At 38.8% G+C, this 20,646-nt stretch carries 19 protein-coding genes and 1 pseudogene; 3 read left to right on the forward strand and 17 right to left on the reverse strand.

The genetic code is table 11. The features are described from left to right. Window positions 1–219 precede the first annotated feature (219 nt). The 3 genes and pseudogenes from B6F02_RS08120 to racE all read right to left on the reverse strand — a co-directional run bounded on the left by B6F02_RS08120 (window position 220) and on the right by racE (window position 2,191). Window positions 220–732 (reverse strand): metallophosphoesterase family protein, encoded by a 513-nt coding sequence (locus B6F02_RS08120; RefSeq protein WP_080146852.1) that lies wholly within the window; start codon window positions 730–732, stop codon window positions 220–222. Window positions 733–750: 18 nt separating this feature from the next. Then, a pseudogene (locus B6F02_RS08125) lies at window positions 751–1,356 on the reverse strand (XTP/dITP diphosphatase); the annotation flags it as partial. Beyond that, window positions 1,349–2,191 (reverse strand): glutamate racemase, encoded by an 843-nt coding sequence (racE, locus tag B6F02_RS08130; protein ID WP_080146854.1) that lies wholly within the window; start codon window positions 2,189–2,191, stop codon window positions 1,349–1,351. The pseudogene B6F02_RS08125 and the gene racE, both read right to left, overlap by 8 nt. A gap of 274 nt (window positions 2,192–2,465) precedes the next feature. Between racE and B6F02_RS08135 the strand changes: the two genes are divergently transcribed. Further along, the gene (locus B6F02_RS08135) at window positions 2,466–2,891 is read left to right on the forward strand and encodes a DUF2507 domain-containing protein (protein ID WP_179128550.1); all 426 of its coding nucleotides are present in this window, start codon (window positions 2,466–2,468) and stop codon (window positions 2,889–2,891) included. Window positions 2,892–3,058: 167 nt separating this feature from the next. Here the strand turns inward: B6F02_RS08135 and B6F02_RS08140 are convergent, their stop codons facing one another. The 9 genes from B6F02_RS08140 to mgtE form a co-directional block, all read right to left on the reverse strand. Beyond that, window positions 3,059–3,340, reverse strand: coding sequence for a hypothetical protein (locus tag B6F02_RS08140; RefSeq protein ID WP_080146856.1), 282 nt, complete (start codon window positions 3,338–3,340; stop codon window positions 3,059–3,061). A gap of 391 nt (window positions 3,341–3,731) precedes the next feature. Then, window positions 3,732–4,043, reverse strand: a complete 312-nt coding sequence (gene trxA, locus B6F02_RS08145; protein WP_080146857.1) for a thioredoxin — start codon at window positions 4,041–4,043, stop codon at window positions 3,732–3,734. 106 nt (window positions 4,044–4,149) lie between these two features. After that, complete coding sequence (locus B6F02_RS08150; protein WP_080146858.1) at window positions 4,150–6,519, reverse strand: endonuclease MutS2; 2,370 nt, start codon at window positions 6,517–6,519, stop codon at window positions 4,150–4,152. A gap of 174 nt (window positions 6,520–6,693) precedes the next feature. Then, complete coding sequence (locus tag B6F02_RS08155) at window positions 6,694–7,290, reverse strand: CvpA family protein (RefSeq protein WP_080146859.1); 597 nt, start codon at window positions 7,288–7,290, stop codon at window positions 6,694–6,696. 10 nt (window positions 7,291–7,300) lie between these two features. Beyond that, window positions 7,301–7,591, reverse strand: coding sequence for a cell division protein ZapA (locus B6F02_RS08160; protein WP_080146860.1), 291 nt, complete (start codon window positions 7,589–7,591; stop codon window positions 7,301–7,303). Between the two features lie 262 nt (window positions 7,592–7,853). Further along, window positions 7,854–10,268 (reverse strand): phenylalanine--tRNA ligase subunit beta, encoded by a 2,415-nt coding sequence (gene pheT, locus B6F02_RS08165; RefSeq protein ID WP_080146861.1) that lies wholly within the window; start codon window positions 10,266–10,268, stop codon window positions 7,854–7,856. Between the two features lie 7 nt (window positions 10,269–10,275). Further along, window positions 10,276–11,322, reverse strand: coding sequence for a phenylalanine--tRNA ligase subunit alpha (gene pheS / locus B6F02_RS08170; RefSeq protein WP_080146862.1), 1,047 nt, complete (start codon window positions 11,320–11,322; stop codon window positions 10,276–10,278). Between the two features lie 340 nt (window positions 11,323–11,662). Continuing rightward, window positions 11,663–12,007, reverse strand: a complete 345-nt coding sequence (locus tag B6F02_RS08175; RefSeq protein WP_306293722.1) for a winged helix-turn-helix transcriptional regulator — start codon at window positions 12,005–12,007, stop codon at window positions 11,663–11,665. Between the two features lie 129 nt (window positions 12,008–12,136). Then, window positions 12,137–13,498: a magnesium transporter gene (gene mgtE / locus B6F02_RS08180; RefSeq protein WP_080146864.1), complete on the reverse strand. Its 1,362-nt coding sequence runs from the start codon at window positions 13,496–13,498 to the stop codon at window positions 12,137–12,139. A gap of 622 nt (window positions 13,499–14,120) precedes the next feature. Here mgtE and B6F02_RS08185 point away from each other — a divergent pair. Then, on the forward strand, window positions 14,121–14,525 hold the full coding sequence (locus tag B6F02_RS08185; RefSeq protein ID WP_080146865.1) for a hypothetical protein: 405 nt from the start codon (window positions 14,121–14,123) through the stop codon (window positions 14,523–14,525). 56 nt (window positions 14,526–14,581) lie between these two features. Beyond that, a complete protein-coding gene (locus tag B6F02_RS08190) occupies window positions 14,582–15,448 on the forward strand; it encodes an SDR family oxidoreductase (protein ID WP_080146866.1) in 867 nt (288 codons plus the stop codon). Window positions 15,449–15,583: 135 nt separating this feature from the next. Here the strand turns inward: B6F02_RS08190 and B6F02_RS08195 are convergent, their stop codons facing one another. From B6F02_RS08195 to B6F02_RS08215, 5 genes are all read right to left on the reverse strand, one after another. Further along, window positions 15,584–16,108 (reverse strand): HD domain-containing protein, encoded by a 525-nt coding sequence (locus B6F02_RS08195; protein ID WP_080146867.1) that lies wholly within the window; start codon window positions 16,106–16,108, stop codon window positions 15,584–15,586. 216 nt (window positions 16,109–16,324) lie between these two features. Continuing rightward, window positions 16,325–17,095: a TrmH family RNA methyltransferase gene (locus B6F02_RS08200; RefSeq protein WP_080146868.1), complete on the reverse strand. Its 771-nt coding sequence runs from the start codon at window positions 17,093–17,095 to the stop codon at window positions 16,325–16,327. A gap of 103 nt (window positions 17,096–17,198) precedes the next feature. Continuing rightward, window positions 17,199–18,602: a peptidoglycan DD-metalloendopeptidase family protein gene (locus B6F02_RS08205; protein ID WP_080146869.1), complete on the reverse strand. Its 1,404-nt coding sequence runs from the start codon at window positions 18,600–18,602 to the stop codon at window positions 17,199–17,201. A gap of 351 nt (window positions 18,603–18,953) precedes the next feature. After that, the gene (locus B6F02_RS08210; protein ID WP_080146870.1) at window positions 18,954–19,778 is read right to left on the reverse strand and encodes a carbohydrate ABC transporter permease; all 825 of its coding nucleotides are present in this window, start codon (window positions 19,776–19,778) and stop codon (window positions 18,954–18,956) included. Beyond that, entirely contained in the window at window positions 19,778–20,644 is an 867-nt protein-coding gene (locus B6F02_RS08215) for a carbohydrate ABC transporter permease (protein WP_080146871.1), read from the reverse strand. Before B6F02_RS08215 ends, B6F02_RS08210 begins: the two co-directional genes overlap by 1 nt. Window positions 20,645–20,646 lie beyond the last annotated feature (2 nt).

Below are 20,646 nucleotides of genomic sequence, written 5' to 3' on the forward strand. Positions count from 1 at the left end.
ACATTCACCAAATCAAACTGTCAATTAAGAGAATTTTCTTAGAAAACATTTTTACGATTTGAACTTTTTCATTTTAATCTTGTTGTTTTTATTTCATTATTTTACCACTTTTCCAGTTAACGAATTCTGCTCGCAAAAAAAGCAGAGCATCTTTTTCAACTCACCTAAATACGCTGGCAAGTTGAAGACCTCTCTGCTGTCTGTTCACGATTATCAATTTTACAATTCTATCTTCTGAGATAGCTGAGGAAGCGAATGATGATCTTCATCATAAAACGTGATATTTCCACTATTATTTTCTATCTCGAGAATGGCGTAACTGCCTTTGTTGATTGGACCTCGTGGTTGTGAGATGCTGCCTGGATTAATAAAATAGATTCCCTCTTCTTTATCGACTTTCGGGATATGTGTATGGCCGTAAAAGACAATTTGACAGTCTTCCTTTCTTGCAGCTTTTTTCAAAGCATCAAAAGAAGTCTTTACATGATGAAGATGCCCATGTGCTACAAAGAATTTTTGACCGTAGTATTCGATGACATTTGTCTCTGGGAACGCTTTTGTAATATCCATATTCCCTCTTACTGTCTGATAAGTTTGCCAAACAGGGTTATCTTCTTTAAACTCAGAATCTCCGCAGTGTATCCATACATCTACTTCTTCTTGATAAATAGAGAAGATTTCCTCCATTAAATAAGCTTCACCATGGTTATCACTTATGACTAGTACTTTCATCTCTGCATCCCTCTTTTTCTATTGATTTTTTATCCAATCTTCCAATACTTTATCTAGTTTTCTAACTGCAATCGCTCGGTGACTGATGCTATTCTTTTCTTCTTGTGTCAGCTCAGCCATTGTCTTTTCTTTTTCAGGAACATAGAATAACGGATCATAGCCAAATCCATTCTGACCTCTTGGAACGCCTAAGATATATCCATCCAGTTCTCCTTCAATCGTCAGACTTTCTTTTCCAGGAGCAGCTAGCGCCAACGTACAGTGGAACTGAGCCGTTCTCTCATCAAATGGTAATTCTGAAAGCTCTCCTAGTAGCTTGGCATTATTTTTGGCGTCATTTTTTTCCTCTCCGGCATACCGAGCTGAATAGACCCCAGGTTGTCCCTGCAATGCGTCAACTTTTAATCCAGAATCATCTGCTAATACCATTGTATCAAGTATTTCGGCAACTCCTTCTGCTTTTAATAAAGCATTTTCCGCAAACGTTTCTCCTGTTTCTTCAATACTGTCAATCTCAGGATAATCCAGCAGCGTACGTACCTCAAATCCTTGTTTCTCAAAGATAGATTTAAACTCTGAGGCTTTCCCTTTATTTTCTGTTGCGATGACGATCACTTTATTTTCTGTCTGATTCATTAAGTTCTATTCCTTTCAATTCCTCTACTGATACGTGTTCTACTTCGATTTCATTCATTTTCAACCAGCTGGAAGCGATATCTTTGAACATATTAACGGATCCCGTGGTGTAAAATTTCCGCTCATTCGGTTGATCGGTCTTTTCTTCTGCGAGATCGTAATAGTCCAGCAGCACACTTACTTCATTGACTGTTTCAGCCCCTGAATCTATCAAAGTAACCTGTTCGCCCATTACATTTTGAATCAACGGTTTCAGCAGCGGATAATGTGTACAGCCCATCACAAGTGTATCTACCTTCTGCCTTTTCAGATCTCTCAAGCTTTCTGTCACAACCTTTTTAGCAATTGCACTGTTGAACTGGTTACTTTCTACTAAAGGTACAAATTTAGGACACGCTTGGCTGAATACTTCTGTTTGCTGCTGTTTTTTTTTGATTGCTTTTCGGTACTCTTCGGATCGAATCGTACCTTCCGTTCCAATGACCCCTATTCTGCCCTGATGAGTGGTTTTAATGGCTGCTCGGCTTCCTGGAAGGATCACACCAATCACTGGGATTTTCAATACCCTTTTTAACTCCGGCAAAGCCGCGGCAGTTGCTGTATTACAGGCAATAATCAGCATTTTGATATTTTTGTCTAATAAAAACCTTGTTAAATCCCAAGTGAATGCTTTGACTTGTTCTTCAGGCCTTGGTCCGTATGGACAGCGGGCAGTGTCTCCAATGTAATAAAAAGACTCATTGGGCAGCTGTTTCATTGCTTCTTTCATGACGGTCAATCCACCGACACCTGAATCCAATAATCCTATGGCTTGTTTCTTCATATTTCCTACAACCTTCTCAAACGATATCAGCACTATCCATTATACTGATACAGTAGTTCTATAAGCTGACTTTTGTCTATTCCAGCTTCACTTTTCTATTTTCTCTTTTTTTTATAAAAATCGCAAGCAGAACGTAACACGAACAATACCTGAGTTTGAATGTTTATGTATTTTATAAATAGCACATTCTTATGAACAATTTAATTTCTATTAGAAATCATCTGGATTCTAAGTTATACTATAGAGGTTAAATTAAGACTATGAGGTGGAAATCTTGGCAGAAGAGTTACCGAAAAATGCTTCACTAGATGCCATTCTTTTATTAAGAGATCAACTGCTTGAAAATCTTTTAGGTGAAGAAATAGACGACATTTTATACTGGGCAGGAAAAGAGCTTGCTCGACAAAAACATGCACACTCAGTAAATGATTTGCCCGCTATGTTTGATCTGTTTTCTTTTGGTACGCTGACTTTAGAGAATCAAAGGAAACATAAATTAGAATACAGGCTAACAGGTGAAGTCGTAGAAGAAAGACTGAACCATCACTCTTCAGCATCTTTTGCTTTAGAAACCGGCTATTTAGCCCAGCAGCTGCAAGTCATTGACCAAATTTATACGGAAGCTATTTATGAAGTTAAAGTTAGAAAAAAGGAAGTTTGGATCACTGTTCAATCAGACCCAAAAGAACCGCTTTCATAATATAAAAAAAACAATCTTTTGAAGGAACCCAGTCACACTTCTTTCTGAAAGGTTGTTTTTAAATACATAAAAAAGCGTCATGAACCAGCAGTCATTCTCTCTATCCCAGTTACTGCTTTGTTCAAAAACACTTCGTCTGTTCTTTTTAATTTTATTTTTGACTTTTACTATAGATTAACATTAAGTATGACGCTGTTTATAACATTTTCCTTACCATTAACGACTTGAATAAATCTTACTTCTCTTGCATCCCAACTCATTAAATCCTGTAGTGTATAATCGTTTTTTCTTAATACAACATCCAAAGGACAATCCAATACATCGTCTGCATTATAAAAGACATCACGAACATCTACTGTTAAACGTACTGTTTTTTCTCTGCATTCTACTACATATTCATACGTTGAGGTGTCTTCCACATCATTATTAAGCATATTTTGCTGGACCATCTACAACACACTCCATTCATTACACAAGTAGTCGTACCAAAATTGACTTTAAGAAGAACTGTTTATAATTTTATAGTATCTATATTATAAGTAAATCCGTTTAAGTTTCTTTAAGTAATCTGGTTTTTCTTTTACTATTATATTGGCTACATTTTAGCTCAAACAATATGGAAATGAAAGCTTTGTATACATTTCTTCAATTTAACTGAAAATTCTGTTGAAAATTAGACACAATTAACTATAAGGTTCTTAAACATAAATATACACAAAGATACCCCTCTGCAATTCGCGGATCATTCATTGACACGGTATATCTTATTGTGTCTATATTTATTTCCGGAATTTTTGGAGGGGTGTCCTTATTCAGATCTCAAGCATTTTCAATTTGAAATTATTTGTGTTTCGCTAAGGTTGCTTCAATTTGCTCTTTGCTGTGATATCCAATTAATTTTTCTACAACTTCTCCATCTTTTTTCACTAATAAAGTTGGAATACTCATGATACCGAATTTGCTGGGTGTTTCTTGATTGGCATCTACGTCCATTTTGAAGTAGTTAACTTCTCCATTAGATTCTTCATCTAATTGATCGATAACTGGAGATTGCATACGGCATGGTCCGCACCAAGTTGCCCAAAAGTCAACGAGTGATAAGCCAGATCCTGTTTGTTCTTCAAAAGTATTGTCTGTTAATTCTTTAACCATTCTAAATCCTCCTATAAATTTACTAATAAAAAGTAAGTTTGTATCAACATTTTCAGTATACCAAACATTTTATAAAAAATCTATTCTCTTCTCTTATTTTCTCTGCTTATTTGAAAGTAACATTTGTTGCACCATTCCCACCTTGATTAGCAGGGGCATCACTATAGGATTTAACCTGCGGATGCTTTTTCAAATAATCCTGAACCGCTTTTCTGACGGCTCCTGTACCCATACCATGAATAATGGTCACTTTAGGATAATTGGACAATAGTGCCTGATCGATATATTGATCTAATTGGTTTAACGCAGCTTCCACGCGTTCACCTCTAAGATCTAGTTCAGTAGAGACAGATCCTACTGAGTAAGATTTCAAAGTCGTGCGAGTTGATTTAGGTTCTTTTTCCGCTTGAGTCAGTGTTAAGTCACTTTCATTCAATTTCATTTTCAGCATACCCATTTGAACGACCCACTGTTTATTGCCGGCTTTTTCAATGATCGTTCCTTTTTGACCGAAGGATTCTACCTGAACAGCATCTCCTGGTTTCAGTTCTTTTTTACGTTTTTGTTTCTGCAGTACTTTATTTTTCTGCAAAGTTTCTTCTTCCGTTTTTAAGTTAGATAATCGGGTTTGTGCATCGATAAATTCGTGTTCTTTAACATTGCCTCCTGCTTGCCCCTCTAGCTGTCGCGCTCGCAGTTTTTCAATAATCCGGCTGGCATCTTTTTGTGCTTTTTCAACAATTTGATTTGCGTCAGCTTCAGCTTGTTTCTTCAAGCGTTCTTTCTCCGCTTCATACTCATCAAAGGCAGCTTTTAACTCTTTATGCAATCGTTCTGCTTTTCTGAGTTCTTCTTTCGCTTTAACTGTCTCTTGATTGGCCTGTTTGCGTTTGGTTTCAAGATCTTGAATCATTTCATCGACGCTTTGGCTTTCTCCGCTCATCAATTGTCTAGCCGATTCAATAATGGTCTGATCCAGTCCAAGTCTGCTGGCGATTTCAAAAGCATTGCTTCGGCCTGGAATCCCAATCAGCAAGCGATAAGTTGGACTAAGGGTCTCTACATCAAATTCCATGCTGGCATTGATGGTTTGCGGCCGGTTATAGCCATAAGCTTTTAATTCTGGATAATGAGAAGTGATCAGTACATAACTCCCTTTAGCTGCAATAGCATCCAGCATGGCGATTGCCAAAGCCGCTCCCTCTTGCGGATCGGTTCCTGCACCCAATTCATCCAGAAGAATCAAACTATTCTCGTCAATGCGGTTTAAGATATCTACAATATTTGTCATATGTGAAGAAAAGGTCGATAGACTTTGCTCAATCGACTGTTCATCTCCAATATCAGCAAATACGCTGGAGAAAATCCCCATCGTACTATTTTCTTCTACAGGCAGCTGCAGTCCTGATTGGCCCATCAGCTGAAGCAGTCCCAGTGTTTTAAGGGCAACGGTTTTCCCCCCGGTATTTGGACCTGTAATAATCATTGTCTGATACTCTTCTCCAAGAATCAAGTCATTGGCTACGACTTCATCCTCTCCCAGAAGCGGATGTCTTGACTGTATAAAAGAAACATGATTTTCGGTACTGATCAAAGGTCTGACGCCATTCAGCTCTCTTGCATATTTTGCTTTAGCATTGATAAAATCTAGCATAACCAGTACGGTCATATTCTGATCAATCTCATCCGTATGCGGCATCAGCTCTTCAGTCATTTCAGCTAAGATTCTGGCTACTTCATTTCGTTCCTCGCTCTGATACTGTTTCAGTCGATTATTTAGATCTACTACACTTTGAGGTTCAATAAACAGCGTTTGGCCGGTTGAACTTTGGTCATGGACCACTCCGCCGAAAGTCTGTCTGTTTTCTTGTTTGACCGGGATAACATAGCGATCATTGCGCATGGTAATAATAGCATCCGTCAAAAAACGGGCTTGGCTTCCTCTAACAATACTTTCCAGCTTTTGTCTTACACGGCTTTCTGTTTGTTTGATACCTGTACGAATCCCTTTGAGTTTTGTACTGGCATCATCCAGTACATATCCTCCCTCGTCAACTATAGCGAAAATACTGCGTTCCAAGCCTTTTAAAGGGACAAACTGATCACTGACCTTATAAAGCTGTGTCAAGGCAATTTCTTCTTCACGCATGAGCGTAAAAAACTGATTGATTTCTCTGACACTTCTAATGACTTTACCGATCTGGGCTAATTCTTTTCCATTCAAAGCTGCACCGATCTTCACTCTCTTAAGATGCGGTCTCACATCCATGAACGGAGAGATTGGAATACCGCCTTTCATACGCAGAATCCTTACCCCGTCGTCTGTTTCTTCTTGTCTATATCTGACTTCATCATAATCAGACGAAGGCGTCAAATGTTGGATTTTTTCTTTTCCCAGAGCAGAAACAGCATGGCCAGAAAGCTGCTGGATCACTTTGGGAAAATCCAATGTTTTATAGGACTTTTCAATTTTCATCTTCAAACTTTCAAACCTCTCTCATCTCTGATTGTTGATTGCGCTGATTTCTTAACAGCTGCTGATCCATTCAAAAAAAGTGCGGCTGGAAAACGGCTAGTTAAGCTCTCGTTTTCTAGGCCAACACCTCTTTTCATACTTATTTGATCAATTTCTACATAATAATATTAACGACTATTCTTCTTCAATTGCCGGTTGCTCAGGTGCTGTATCTTCTACTAAACCTTCCTCAACCCACCAGTTGTAGATATTGGAAGATAGTTCTGGTGTCTCAGAAACAATGACTCTGGCTAATGCACTGGATTCAAACTGAGATTGAATGAAGCTGACTGGAATCATCGAAAGTAAAAATAGAATCAAGAATACTCCAACATATTGAACAATAAACCCGACAACTGACCCGCCGATGGCATTCAGCTGCTTGACTACGGGGATTTTAGTTAAGAAATTCAATAACCCGCCGATGAATCTTGTCAAAATCCACCCGATGACTAAGATGCCAATAAAGGCTGCTCCATTATAAAACCCTTGATCTAGACTAAAGGTGAATTCCTGTCCATATAGGACAAAAGGACTCTCAGCAGAAGCAGACGGGCTTGGATAAGGCACCAGCATTTCAACCCATTCACTGACTGTTTTATAATAAGTCAAAGCAAAGTAAAATGAAATGACATATCCGATAGTCAGCACAAGCTGCAACACTAATCCTCTTTTAGCTCCGCTGTAAAGCGAGAGTAAAAGTAATAATATAATAATTAACGATAATAACATGGTGTTCTCCTTATTGGCTATTTAATTTCTTTTCTTGTGCTAACTGGTGCTCCAGTTCTGCAATTCTATCTTCTAGTTTTGTAACTTTTTTCTTCATTTCCAGTTGATCAGACACTGCGTTGATGGCCATCAGCATGGCGCGTTTCTCTGTATCCAATCCCTTTGTCATCTTCTGCAGCAATGTCATTTGTTCATCTACTGTCTGCGCGACGACTTGCATATGCTTTTCTGACCGAGGGCCGACAATCGTATAAGTTTGTCCAGCAATCTCAGCCTTGAATCTTCTTTTTTCTTCAGGCATGCATTAGCCTCCTAGACATGCAAATTCTCTATTATAATAACATGAAAAAGCGGTTCATGCATCCTTTGATCGTCGTTTTCTAGCCTGTTTGCTGTTTCCAACTCTTACAGACCTTCCGCTGACTGATTTTTTACCGTCTGCTAACAGCACAAAAAGACTTTTACATAGAATCATCTCTACGTAGAAGCCTTTTTGTTTTTTGTCTTACTTAACACTTAACTGTTTTGATTATCAGATCAATCCGTTCAGTGACTGTTCAACTTTATCTGATTTCTGCAGAAAGTTTTTCAGCTAATGCTGTTTTGACTTTTTCAAAATCTTTGTTGACTTCTTCTTCTTTCAACGTTGCTTCAGGATTCAAATACGCAAGCGAGTACGCCAATGATTTTTTGCCTTGTTCAATGTGCTCTCCTTGGTATAAATCGAATAAGCGTACTTGCTGCAGCCATTTTCCACCATTTGCTTCGATGACATCCATTACTTGACGATGCGTAACAGACTCGTCAACCAGTAATGCAATATCTCGAGAAGTCCCTGGATATTTAGGAATCGTATTGTAAAGCACTGGATTTTTTTCTGCTTGTACAAGTGCTTCCAGGTTCAATTCAAATACATAGGTGTCTTCTAAATCAAATTGCTGCGCAACCAAAGGATGAACTTGACCGATTATACCAATCGGAGTGCCGCCTAATTGGATTTCTGCTGTTCTACCTGGATGCAAGTCTGGATAAGCTTGGGAAGCATTGTATCGAATAGACTCTTTTAATCCGATAGTACTGAACAATTCCTCCAGAATTCCTTTCAAGGTATAGAAATCAACTGGAGTGTTGTCTGCAGACCACGTTTTTTCTGTTAATGATCCCGTTACCAGCCCAGCAACATGCTCTTCTTCATTCGGCAAGACCGATTCATTATTTTCGTAGAACACATGCCCAACTTCATAAAGAGCAGCCTGTTTTGACTGACGGGCAATATTATAAGCTGCATTGTCCACCAGGCCGCTGATCAAACTTAATCTGAGGGTTTTATGCTCTTCACTCATTGGCCAGTCCAAGCTGGTCGTTTTAGAAGACTTCAAGCTGAATCTTTCCGCTTTTTCAGGTGTAGTCAATGCATAACTGATTGTTTGCGCTAATCCGCTGCCTTCCAGGAAACGGCGAACATAGCGTGTTAACCGTTGTTTCTCGTCTAGTTCGCCTGGTGTAGATTCCATCGTTGGTAATGTTGAAGGAATCTTGTTATAGCCATAAACTCTAGCAACTTCCTCTAATAGATCCGCTTCAATCGAAATATCCCATCTTCTAAGGGGAACTGTCACATTGAATTGATCTTCAATAAGGTCAAATTCAAATTGCAGGCGCGTAAATATCGCGGCAACCGCTTCAAGAGAAAGGTCAGTTCCAAGTACATGATTGATTCTGCCCAACTTGATTGAAACCACTTTTTCAACCGGCTGTTCAGCGTTGATCTCTGCAGTACCGGATAATATGGTTCCCCCGCTGATCTCCGCCATTAATGCAGCAGCATGATCTAATGCCGTTTGGATCGTCGCCAAATTCAGTCCGCGTTCAAATCGAGAACTAGATTCGCTGCGCAAGTTCAAAGATTGTGCAGTTTTACGAACTAATGCAGAAGCAAACGCAGCAGATTCAATTAAAACAGTTTTCGTTTCTTTTGTGACATGAGAATTTTGTCCGCCCATAACTCCAGCTAATGCAACTGGAACTTCACCATTTGTAATGATTAAGTTTTCTGAAGACAAAGTTCTTTCCTGTCCGTCCAGTGTAGTAATCGTTTCGTTATTTTCTGCTCTTCTGACGAATATTTCTTTTGAACCTAAAGCATCATAATCAAATGCATGCAACGGCTGACCGTACTCCAGCATAATATAATTTGTTACATCAACTACTGAGTCAATAGGTCTGATTCCTGCATTCATCAGCTTTCTCTGCAGCCATAGCGGACTTTCTTTTACGGTAACATCTTTGACCATTCGCAATTTATAATATGGCGTATCTTGCTGGTTTTGAACAGCGACTTGAACTTTATCGATAATCGATTCTGTACTTTCGGATATTGTAATTTTTTCAAATTCAGGCTTTTGAGAAAGGATTGCTCCTGCTTCAAAGGCTACACCGCGCATGCTCATTGCATCTGCTCTATTTGGTGTAATATCCAGATCAATGATGACGTCGTCCAGTCCAATATAAGGCAATGCTGATTCACCGACGACTGCCTCTTCCGGAAGAATATAAATCCCATCTTCGGCATTTTTAGGGATCACTGAGTCAGAAAAGCCGAGTTCTCCTAAAGAACAGATCATTCCGTTAGAGACATGTCCGCGCAGCTTGCTTTTTTTGATTTTAAAGTTCCCAGGCAACTTTGCGCCTGGCAAAGCCGTTATCACTTTCTGACCGTTTGCCACATTAGGTGCTCCGCAGACGATTTGATACAGCTCTTCTGCTCCAACATCGACTTGAGCAATATTCAAATGATCAGAATCTTCCATTTTCTCCAATGACTTGATATGGCCTACGACCAAGTTATTCAACCCTTTGCCTGGTTCAATCAGACTGTCCACTTCAATCCCTGTCAGCGTAATCTGATCTGCCAGTTGTTCAGGTGTTACTTCCTGCAGATTTAAATATTCTTTTAACCAGTTATATGATGCTTTCATCTTTATCTTATCCTTTCACCTTGAATTGTTCTAAGAAACGCTGATCATTCAAGTAGAAGTTTCGAATGTCATCAACTCCGTATTTCAGCATAGCGATCCGATCAGGACCTAGACCAAATGCGAATCCGCCATAAATCTCTGGATCCACTCCAGACATTTTCAGTACTTCAGGATGCGTCATACCGGCTCCTAGTATTTCGATCCAACCCGTTCCTTTACATACGCTGCATCCTGAACCGCCGCATTTAAAGCAGCTTACGTCAACTTCGACAGAAGGTTCAGTGAACGGGAAATAGCTTGGACGCAGTCTGATTTCTCGATTCTCGCCGAACATTTTTTTCGCTAACGTTTCAAGTGTTCCTTTTAAATCTGCCATTGTAATATGCTTGTCAATGACCATTCCTTCGATTTGATGAAACTGATGTGAGTGAGTCGCATCATCTGTGTCGCGTCGGTACACTTTTCCGGGACTGATCATTTTCAGAGGTCCTTTAGAAAAATCATGCTGCTCAAGCGTTCTTGCCTGAAGAGGTGATGTATGCGTACGCAACAGTACTTCTGGTGTGATATAGAATGTATCTTGCATATCTCTTGCGGGATGGTTTTGCGGAAGATTTACACGTTCGAAGTTATAATAATCTTCTTCTACTTCGTTTCCTTCAATAATCTGATAGCCCATTCCTAAGAATAGATCTTCTATTTCTTCCATAATTTGAGTAATGACATGTGACTGACCTTTTTTCGGTTTGCTGCCGGGCAGTGTTACATCTAAAGTTTCTTCAGCTAATCGTTTGTTTAACGCTTCTGTTTCGATTCTCTGTCTGGTCACAGCCAGCTGCTCAGTCAACTGGTCACGCACTTGGTTGGCAAGCTGCCCAATAACTGGACGTTCTTCGGCTGATAAGTCTTTCATTCCTTTTAAAACTTGAGTAATCTCGCCTTTTTTCCCTAAGTATGAGACTCTTAGATTTTCCAATTCTTCTAATGAAGAAACGACTCTGATTTCACTGGATGCTTTTTCAGCAATGGCTGTTAATTTATCCTTTAATTCCATTCTTTTGCTCCTTAATAATGATAAATTTTGTATAAAAAAAGACCCCATCCCAATTAGGGACGAGGTCAACACGCGGTACCACCCTTGTTTAAAACCAATTACGATTAGTCTTACACTTTTGCATAACGGCGCATACCGAGATTTCTTTTAAAATGATCGAAATCTACTTTATAAAGAATCAAGAAAAGCTGACTCTTGTACGATGAAAGTGAACTTCATTCAGGTTCCTATTCGGATACTTGCAGCCTTTGATATCCGATCTCTTAATAGTCCGCTCAATTACTCTTTTTCACCAGTAGTTTTATCTTATTCAATTATTTGCTGATTGTTTATCGATTGCTTACGCATGTTTGTGACAATCTTCTTCGCTGATCCAGTCGTCCGCCCATGTTTGGACTTCTTGCATCACGTTTTTTAATGCATGTCCCTTCGTTGTTAGACAATAGCCAGATTTCAAATCACAATCTTCGTTCAGTTCTTTTGTGACGATTTCTGATTTTTCAAGTTCTTTAAGTCTTTCTACAAGCACACGATCACTAACGTCGGGAATAGCTTGAGAAAGATCTTTAAACCGACGAGGTCCATCCAACAAAACATCAATAATAAGTCCAGTCCATTTTTTACCTAAAATAGAAAAAGTTTGTTCAAATTTAGGACAGATGATTTTATTTTGTGTAGCTTCAATCATGTATGTTCACCTCTACTTTCAAACACTATCAGTATAACACCAATCGTTCTATATTGTAAGAAAAGATAAAACAATTTCCTAAAATTTTAAACAGTTTGTTCAATCTTTCAAATTTTTCACCCGTATTTATAAATATTGCAGTAAAGAAGTTGCAATCGTAAAGTAAACGACTAGCCCGATCGTATCATTCAGCGTGGTGATAAAAGGTCCGGAAGCCACTGCCGGGTCGATTTTAAATTTGTTGATGACGACCGGAATAACTGTTCCAATCACTGATGCTAGACTTACGGATAAGAAAATGGAAGACCCAATGATAATACCAAGAATCAGATTGCCATATATAACCATGACAATGCCGAGCAGCACTACTGCTGCCATTACACCGATCATCATTCCAGCACTCAGTTCATTTTTAACCGTTTTTATGAAATTATCTTTGTCATTATCATCGACTGTGAGATTTCTGACTGCCACAGCCAGTGATTGCGTCCCCACATTTCCGGCAGTCCCCATAATCATAGGAATAAATGCAGCAAGGATAACGACAGATTCCAGCGTATCTTCAAAATAACTGATCAGACTGCTGGTAATAAGACCTAGAAATAGTAAAATAATAATCCATGGTGCTCTTGATTTTGCTGCGTTAAATGGCGTCATTTTTCTGTCGTCTCCGCCTCTTCTGATACCGGCGAATTCATTAAAGTCTTCTGTTACTTCGTCTTGGATGACATCCATGACATCATCGACCGTTACGATCCCAAGCATTGTTCCATCATGCGCAATAACCGGCAATGCCAGCAAGTCGTAGTCTTGGATGACTTGGGCAACTTTTTCCTGGTCTTCATCCACTCGGACTGAGACCACTTGCGAATACATCAAAGACTCAACCGTTTCTTCTTCTGAAGAGAGCAGCAAGTCTCTCAAGGAAAGAACGCCCAGCAGCCGATATTTTTCATCTACTACGTACAAGTAATAGATGGTTTCAGCATGATGCCCGATCTGGCGCAGTCGTTTAATAACGTCGCTGGTCGTAGACTTGTAGTTGATCGAGATAAACTCTTTTGTCATAATGGATCCTGCTGTTTCTGGTGCATAAGACAGCAGCTCCTGTACCCGGTCGCTTTCTCGTTTATTCATCATTGACAGTAAAGCTTGATTATCAGTATCCTCGCTGTTGGTTAAAAAATGCGCAACATCATCTGCTGCCATATGATTAAAGACTTTAGCCATATAAGCATCAGGAAGATACTGAACAGCATCTTCCTGATCTTCGATTTCCATCCATTCAAATACTTCAGCAAACTCTTCTGGGGAAAGAAATTCAGAAATTTTTGCTTTTTTTTCTGGATACAATAGATGAAAAATTTCATGCTGATCTCGGTCATGCAGCTGCAGAAATAGTTTGCGGAATGCTTCTCGATCGTTCTGCTTAGCTGCCTGAAAAATTTCATCGTAATTTTTTCGTTCTGTATTTTCTACTATTTTCATACTTGCCACTCATTTCGGATTCATATTTTAGCGAAGACATATGTCCAAGCTGCTTATCTGACATTGCTTCATTTTCTTTCATTATCTGATTCGAACTGGGAACAGCATCCATATGCTTCACCTCCACTAGAATTCACACACACAAGGTTTTGCGCTTAAATAACGCTTCTAAGAACACAAAAACCCCTGAGTGTATTACTGATTATTTCTTCTGCTTCGATCCCTGATTTCTCCATAAAAAAAACACGCTCTGAGCATGCAATCAAGATGAACTCTTATTCATTAGACCTGCACCTCTGCTATAAGTCCTGACTTTAAACCTCTCAATAAACCTTTACAAACCTAGTATTTTATTCAGACTTTTAAAGCTGATTTAAAGCGTTATTCCTAAGAAATGTTTTCATCTTTAATATAGAACCTTCTCAGTGGACAGATGAATTTCCTCCATAATCATAGCGAATTACGTTATTCGTTTCAAGATAATATTATTAGTTTTACATTACCCTATTCACTTTACTTTTTCAAAGATGACAGCTCGAAATTCCTTTCAGTCCTATTCTTTGTGATTGAAAGGCTTATTTTGTATACTGGCAGTAATCAATCAATCTTAGGAGAGATCGAGATGAAAAATTGGATAGCACTTAGTTTGGCAACGGTATTATTAGGCGCTTGTACATCGGAAGTTTCTGAAGAAGACACGCTTTCTCAAGAAGAAGAAGCAGCTGTCGAAGAAGAGGTTTCTGACGCTGGCGCAACAGACGAAGAATTAGCTCCGGTCAATTCTGAGTCGCTAGATGAATCGGAAATCATTTCTGATATAACACAGTATGAAGAATTTGAGGAACAAGATGTTTTCGATCCATCTCAATTCGATGCTTATTTAGTCGAAGACTCTTATGGCGTTAGAATCATTGTTTTTGTAGAAGAAGGTACACAGAGATTTAAAAGCATTTTTACCAAAGAAGATAACCGGTTTAAAGTTATCGACTTAGAAACCGAAGAAGTATTATTAGATGCACCTATATAGTGATATGAAAAATAGACAAACAAATAATTAACTTAATAAAGAAAGAGGTTGAAAAAATGACTGATGAACAAAAGATTGAGACGCAAGAACCTAAAAAGGATTATCTTATGCCGGATGATCGGGAAAAACTCGATCCGGTTCCTCAAGTAGATGATCCGGAATATCGTCCAGCGGGTAAAATGAAAGGTTTCAACACCATCGTTACCGGTGCAGATAGTGGAATTGGCCGAGCAGTGGCCATTGCTTATGCTAAAGAAGGCGCGAACGTTGCACTGATTGATCTTGAAGATAAAGAAGATGCTCAAAGTATCAAAAAAGATATCGAAGATCTGGGGGTTCAAGCTTTGTTATATACCGGAGATGTGGGTGACGAAGCTTTTGTTCAGTCCACTGTTAAAGAGATCACAGAAAAATGGGGCAAAATCCATGTATTGGTTAATAACGCTTCTGAACAGCATCCGCAAAAAAGTATTCTGGATGTCTCGGCAGCACAACTGGACAGAACTTTTAGAACGAATATTTTTGGTATGTTCTATTGGGCGAGAGAGGTTTTTCCTCACATGGCAGAGAATGGATCGATTATCAATTCATCGTCCGTAACGGCTTATAAAGGCTCTCCAGGATTACTGGATTATGCATCTACAAAAGGCGCGATCATTTCGTTCACGAGATCATTCTCTCAAAATTCAGAAGTCCTTGAAAAGAACATTCGAGTTAATGCTGTTGCACCTGGACCAATCTGGACACCACTGATTCCCGCAACAATGGGCAGCAGTTATGAAGAACACGGCAGTGTCCCTATGGGCAGACCGGGCGAACCTTCTGAATTAGCACCCGCTTATGTCTATCTTGCTACAAAAGATTCAAGTTATGTAACGGGTCAGACGATTCATATTAATGGTGGTACCATTGTAAATGGCTAATTCTATATAGAATAAGTTTAAAGCTCTGTACAATTTTCTGTACAGGGCTTTTTTAGTATAGCTATTCAGTCTCCTTTGCACCAAAAAAAGCATTAGAGGCAAACTCCTTCTAATGCTTAGCTTTTTATATTAATTTTAAGCGTTGACTAAACGCAATCTAGAGACCCAGTCTGTCACTTTTGTTTTTGTCTTCGCACGAAGCGGTTGTGAGACTTCATAAATTGCACAGTATTTATCTACACACGTTACAATCATACTCTCTTTATAACGCGGCATACCGACTTTTGAGCACAAAAACATATGCTTTAAGATAATATCACGTTCTAATTCATTGAGCGGTGTAATTTTTTCTGCATTTTCTACAGCGATTTTAGGATGCACACAGTTATGAGATCCTAGCTCCATTGCAGCAATTTCTTCTCGGCCTTCATGAAAAAAGTCATGCAGCAGTCCTGCGCGAGCAACAGCTCTGACATTCAAATTCATTTTTTTAGCAATACGATAACTCACATAAGATACAAAGATCGAATGCGTTAATCTGGTTGTATAGTGATGATGCGTAATATCATCCAGTTTTAACAAGTCTTTGTTTTCAATTAAATCTGCAATCAAAGCCATATAATCTTGGTCTTGCTGCCAGATCGATTCAACAAATTCCATGAAACGTCTCCTTTTTGCTTCCGATATAAAACAGTTCATTATGTTAGACAATCATTGTTTTTAATGTGATTTACATTGTCTATCTTACTCCAAACTGATCTAAATGCAAAGATGAAACTCTATCTAAAAGCGATTACATAAAAATATAACAGAAATTGTCAAATTTCCGTTATATTTATGATGAGTAATATTTTAAAATTTTATCATGGTACACATTTATGCATACAGAGAAAACATTAAGATGCTTGCAGCTATCGCCACATTTAAGGACTCTGCTTGTCCTTTGATCGGAATATAAAGATTCTTATCTGTCAGCAGCAGGAGTTCAGAGCTGACACCGGATCCTTCATTTCCTACTATTAATGCAAATGGTTCTATTTGTTTTTCTCCATTATAAGGTACTGCTCTATCGTCCAAAGCTGTACCAAAAACAGGTCTGCCTTCCGTTTGAAACCTCTTGATCCACTCTTTTAAATCTGCTTGGTAAACTGGTAAATGCAAGTGACTGCCCTGCGCAGCCCTTAATGTTTTCGCATTATATAGATCAGCGGAACCTTCTCCCAATACAACACCTTCGAATCCGGCAGCATCAGCTGACCTAATCAGAGTTCCCACATTGCCGGGATCTTGAACAGCATCAAGAAACAGATATGGACTGTGAATCTCTTGCGGAATCATTTTCTCTGTAATGTTTACAACAGCAAATACCCCTTGTGAAGTTTCAGTGTCTGCCATGTCTCTAGCAACTGAATCTGTAATTTCTATACATTCAGCAGACAGCTGATTCACCCAGTTTAACTTCAGGCTATCTTGCAGGATATCCTCACGAATCAGTAAGTGGGTTATTTCTTCACCTGCCTTTACGGCTTCTTCTACTAGATGAAACCCTTCAAGGATGTATTGTTGAGCTTTTTTTCTCCCTTTTCTAGTCTGAAGTTTTTTCCAGTCTTTAACTTTCTGGTTCTTTAATGATTCAATTCTTTCCAATGGAAGCTTCCTCTCAATCGTTCTTATGACTTTTAGTTTATCATAATATGTATCCAGTATATATAAAAAGAGGCGCTCGTAAGCACCTCTTTTCACTTTCCTACTATCCTCCGATGTAAGAAATTGGATTAACTGGACTACCATTGATCAGTACTGAGAAATGTAGATGAACACCTGTTGATCTACCTGTCGTACCCATGATTCCAAGTTGTTGTCCCTGTGATACATTTTGTCCAGGAGCTACACTTAGTCCAGGCTGCATGTGAGCATAACGAGTGGATACACCATTACCATGGTCAATCAATACCATGTACCCGTAAGTTCCAGAATAAGTAGCTTGAACGACTGTACCTGCTTTGGCTGCGATAATAGGACCGCCTCCAGCAATATCAAGACCATTATGCAGTGATCTTTTACCTGTTACAGGATGAATTCTATACCCAAAATGAGAAGAAATTCTTCCTCTTGCTGGTCTAGTCCACCCAGAAGAGTTTTGAACAGGTTTAGATGCTGGTTTAGATACCGGCTTAGATACTTCTTCAGTTTTCTTGCTGCTGCCGGAATTAGAAGTTGATGCAGACGATTTTGCAGATGCCTTCGCTTTTGCTTCAGCTTCCGCACGCGCTTTTGCTTCTGCACGAGCCTGAGCTTCCGCTGCTTCTTTTTGACGTTTTTCTTCAGCTAAGCGTCTTTCTTCCTGCAATCTTTTTTCTTCTTCAATAATTCTCTGTTGTTCCTTTTTCATTTCTGCACTCAACGTACTTGTACGTTCTGCAACTATTGCTTGCTCAGTTACAAATGAAGCTTTTTCTTGTTCTGTCATATTGAATTTTTCAGCGACTTGAACGATTTTGTCATCCAGTTCCATACGCTGTGCAACTAAGTTATTACGGTCGATTTCTAACTGAGTTTTAACCGCTTCGACTTCTTGGCGTTCTTTTTCAATATCTTGTTCTGCTTTTTCCATTGCTTTTTGATCATCGATTTGTGCCTGCATGATCTCTTGGTTTGCAGAAACGATCTGGGTTACCACACCAATACGGCCGATCAAATCAGAAAAGTCTTCTGAAGCCATCAATAAATCAATGATATCTGTCGCTGTTCCTTGAGTCTGAACAGAACGTGCTTGAGATTCCAATTGTTTATTACGTTGTTCGATCTGCTCTTTAAGTTGAGTAATTTCTTCTTGCAGTCTTTTAATTTCTTTCTCAATACGTTCAATTTCTTTTTCCTGATCTTTAATATTGACGATCAATGCATCAATATCTTTTTGAAGTCCTTTGACTTCTGATTCTAGTTTTTCTCGTTCTTGTTGCAAGTTCTGCATTTGAGATTCTTTATTTTGAATTTGATCATTTAATTGACTGTTTTGTTCATTTAATTGTTGCTGTTGCTGCTGCAGCTCTTCCAAACGATCTGATGTTTGAGCGGAAGCAGTTGTAGGTACGAATACTGGTAAGGATAAGGTTGCTGTTGCCGCAACTATGAATAATTTTTTTCTAAGCACTTCTATTACTCCTAATTCTACTCATGATATTTTCAGTGATCTGCGGGTGCATCTCGCTGACAAAATCTATCCTATCATGATTTCCTATGCCGTAAGATTTAAATCTCATGACAAAAACCACTAGGATTTGTTATACAATTGTGATGTTTGACGAAATTTTGAACGTGTAATTCTATCATAAATCCTTTAACGACGACTTTTATAACAGTCACAATTTAATATAACTGGTGCTTATACGGCGTGTCCTCGGTGAACAAAAATTGACAAATCTATCTCAGCTATTAATATTTTTATCTAAGTAAAAAAGCAGCCGAAACATACGGCTGCTCTCTTCTCTTCTTATCTATTTCATTACGCTTTTGTAGCACCTTCCGTAACACCTTCTACAATATATCTCTGTAGGAAGATATACAAGATAATAATTGGAATAATCGCCAGAACGAGTCCGGCTAAGGCCAGTTCCCATTGAACTGTATATTCGCCAAAGAAATAGTACATTCTAAGTGGAATAGTACGCATCCCATCCTGGTTGATGACTAGCGAAGGCAGCAAGAAGTCATTCCAGAGACGAATGGCATTTAATATAATGACGGTTACAGTCGTTGGTTTCAAAATAGGAAAGATTACTTTCCAGAAAATCTGCAATGGATTGCCGCCATCCAAGTAAGCCGCTTCATCTAATGATACAGATATTGACCGCATAGCACCATAATACAAGAAGATAGACATACTAGTAGCAAATCCCCAGTTCATAATGATCAATCCAAAACGATTCAGCAAATCCACTTGACCAAACATACTGACCAAAGGAATCATAACCGACTGAAACGGTATCAGCATCGTGATAGCACACATAAAATAAATTAGATTACTGATTTTACTTTTCCTTCTAGCTAAAGCATAAGCTGCCATTGAAGAAAAAATAACGATCACTACAATACTGACTGTTGTTATGAGCAGTGAATTTAAAAAACTCATGGTAAATTGCAGACTCTCATAAGCAGTCGGGTAATTGGTTGTAACAACTTCTTGCGGTGCCCATAATGTGTTGGTAAAAATTTCGGAGCGGTTCTTGAAAGATCCGAAAAAGATGATCACAAACGGATAAATCCATGTTAGGGAAACAATTAATCCTAAGATTATAACCAGCGCTTTATGTCGTTTCTCTCTACTCATTATAAATCAACCTCTTTTCTTCGTGTCAGGAAGATTTGAGTAAGCGAAATGGCTGCAACCAGCGCTAGAAATACGATTGCTTTTGACTGAGCGTAACCTTGTTGATATTGATAAAAAGCTGTATTGTAAATGTTCATAGCGACCATTTCAGTAGAACCGTATGGTGCACCATTTGTCAAAGCTAGATTCATATCATAAACTTTAAAGGCATTTGCCAAAGTCAGGAATAAACTGATCGTAAACGCCGGTGCAAGCATTGGAAATTTGATTCGCCAGAATGCCTGCCAGTCATTCGCCCCATCAATAAACCCTGCTTCTATCAAATCTTTTGGAATATTGGCTAAAAAGGAGATGTAAATAATCATGATATAACCGCTCATCTGCCATAAAAAAACAATCACCAATGCCCAAAATCCTGTTGTTGAATCGGCAAGCCAGCCACTGAAAAAGCTGATTCCAGTAGCTCCAGCGATTCCCTCGAACGCTCTGACAAAAATAAACTGCCAGATAAATCCAAGAATGATTCCGCCGATCAAGTTCGGCATAAAAAACACTGTTCTGAAAAATGTACTGACTTTGCCGAGTTTTTGTGTAACTACGAGTGCCAATCCCAACCCGATAACGTTAATCAAAATAACTGCGACAAATGAAAAACGAATTGTAAACCATAAACTGGATAAAAATTGTTCATCACTTAATAATCTTTGGTAATTCTCCAACCCAGTGAATGCAGCTGTATAACCGTCTGAGTTTGTTAGAGAAGTTCCGATCCCCAGCAATAAGGGGATCAGAATTACTGCTAATACGACTAAAACCGAGGGCAAGATAAAAGCCCAATAATACAAAGTATTGTGTTTACCTTTCATTC

Source organism: Marinilactibacillus piezotolerans, assembly GCF_900169305.1.
In the GTDB taxonomy this organism is placed as follows: Bacteria; Bacillota; Bacilli; order Lactobacillales; family Carnobacteriaceae_A; genus Marinilactibacillus; species Marinilactibacillus piezotolerans_A.

Bases quoted from the DNA above. Each gene is read 5' to 3' on its own strand.
- B6F02_RS08155 (WP_080146859.1), bottom strand. From the start codon at position 7,290: ATGTTATTATCGTTAATTATTATATTATTACTTTTACTCTCGCTTTAC.
- mgtE (WP_080146864.1), bottom strand. From the start codon at position 13,498: ATGAAAATAGTAGAAAATACAGAACGAAAAAATTACGATGAAATTTTT.
- B6F02_RS08150 (WP_080146858.1), bottom strand. From the start codon at position 6,519: ATGAAAATTGAAAAGTCCTATAAAACATTGGATTTTCCCAAAGTGATC.
- racE (WP_080146854.1), bottom strand. From the start codon at position 2,191: ATGAAGAAACAAGCCATAGGATTATTGGATTCAGGTGTCGGTGGATTG.
- pheS (WP_080146862.1), bottom strand. From the start codon at position 11,322: ATGGAATTAAAGGATAAATTAACAGCCATTGCTGAAAAAGCATCCAGT.
- B6F02_RS08140 (WP_080146856.1), bottom strand. From the start codon at position 3,340: ATGGTCCAGCAAAATATGCTTAATAATGATGTGGAAGACACCTCAACG.
- B6F02_RS08120 (WP_080146852.1), bottom strand. From the start codon at position 732: ATGAAAGTACTAGTCATAAGTGATAACCATGGTGAAGCTTATTTAATG.
- trxA (WP_080146857.1), bottom strand. From the start codon at position 4,043: ATGGTTAAAGAATTAACAGACAATACTTTTGAAGAACAAACAGGATCT.
- B6F02_RS08215 (WP_080146871.1), bottom strand. From the start codon at position 20,644: ATGAAAGGTAAACACAATACTTTGTATTATTGGGCTTTTATCTTGCCC.
- B6F02_RS08190 (WP_080146866.1), top strand. From the start codon at position 14,582: ATGACTGATGAACAAAAGATTGAGACGCAAGAACCTAAAAAGGATTAT.
- B6F02_RS08210 (WP_080146870.1), bottom strand. From the start codon at position 19,778: ATGAGTAGAGAGAAACGACATAAAGCGCTGGTTATAATCTTAGGATTA.
- B6F02_RS08160 (WP_080146860.1), bottom strand. From the start codon at position 7,591: ATGCCTGAAGAAAAAAGAAGATTCAAGGCTGAGATTGCTGGACAAACT.
- B6F02_RS08195 (WP_080146867.1), bottom strand. From the start codon at position 16,108: ATGGAATTTGTTGAATCGATCTGGCAGCAAGACCAAGATTATATGGCT.
- pheT (WP_080146861.1), bottom strand. From the start codon at position 10,268: ATGAAAGCATCATATAACTGGTTAAAAGAATATTTAAATCTGCAGGAA.
- B6F02_RS08185 (WP_080146865.1), top strand. From the start codon at position 14,121: ATGAAAAATTGGATAGCACTTAGTTTGGCAACGGTATTATTAGGCGCT.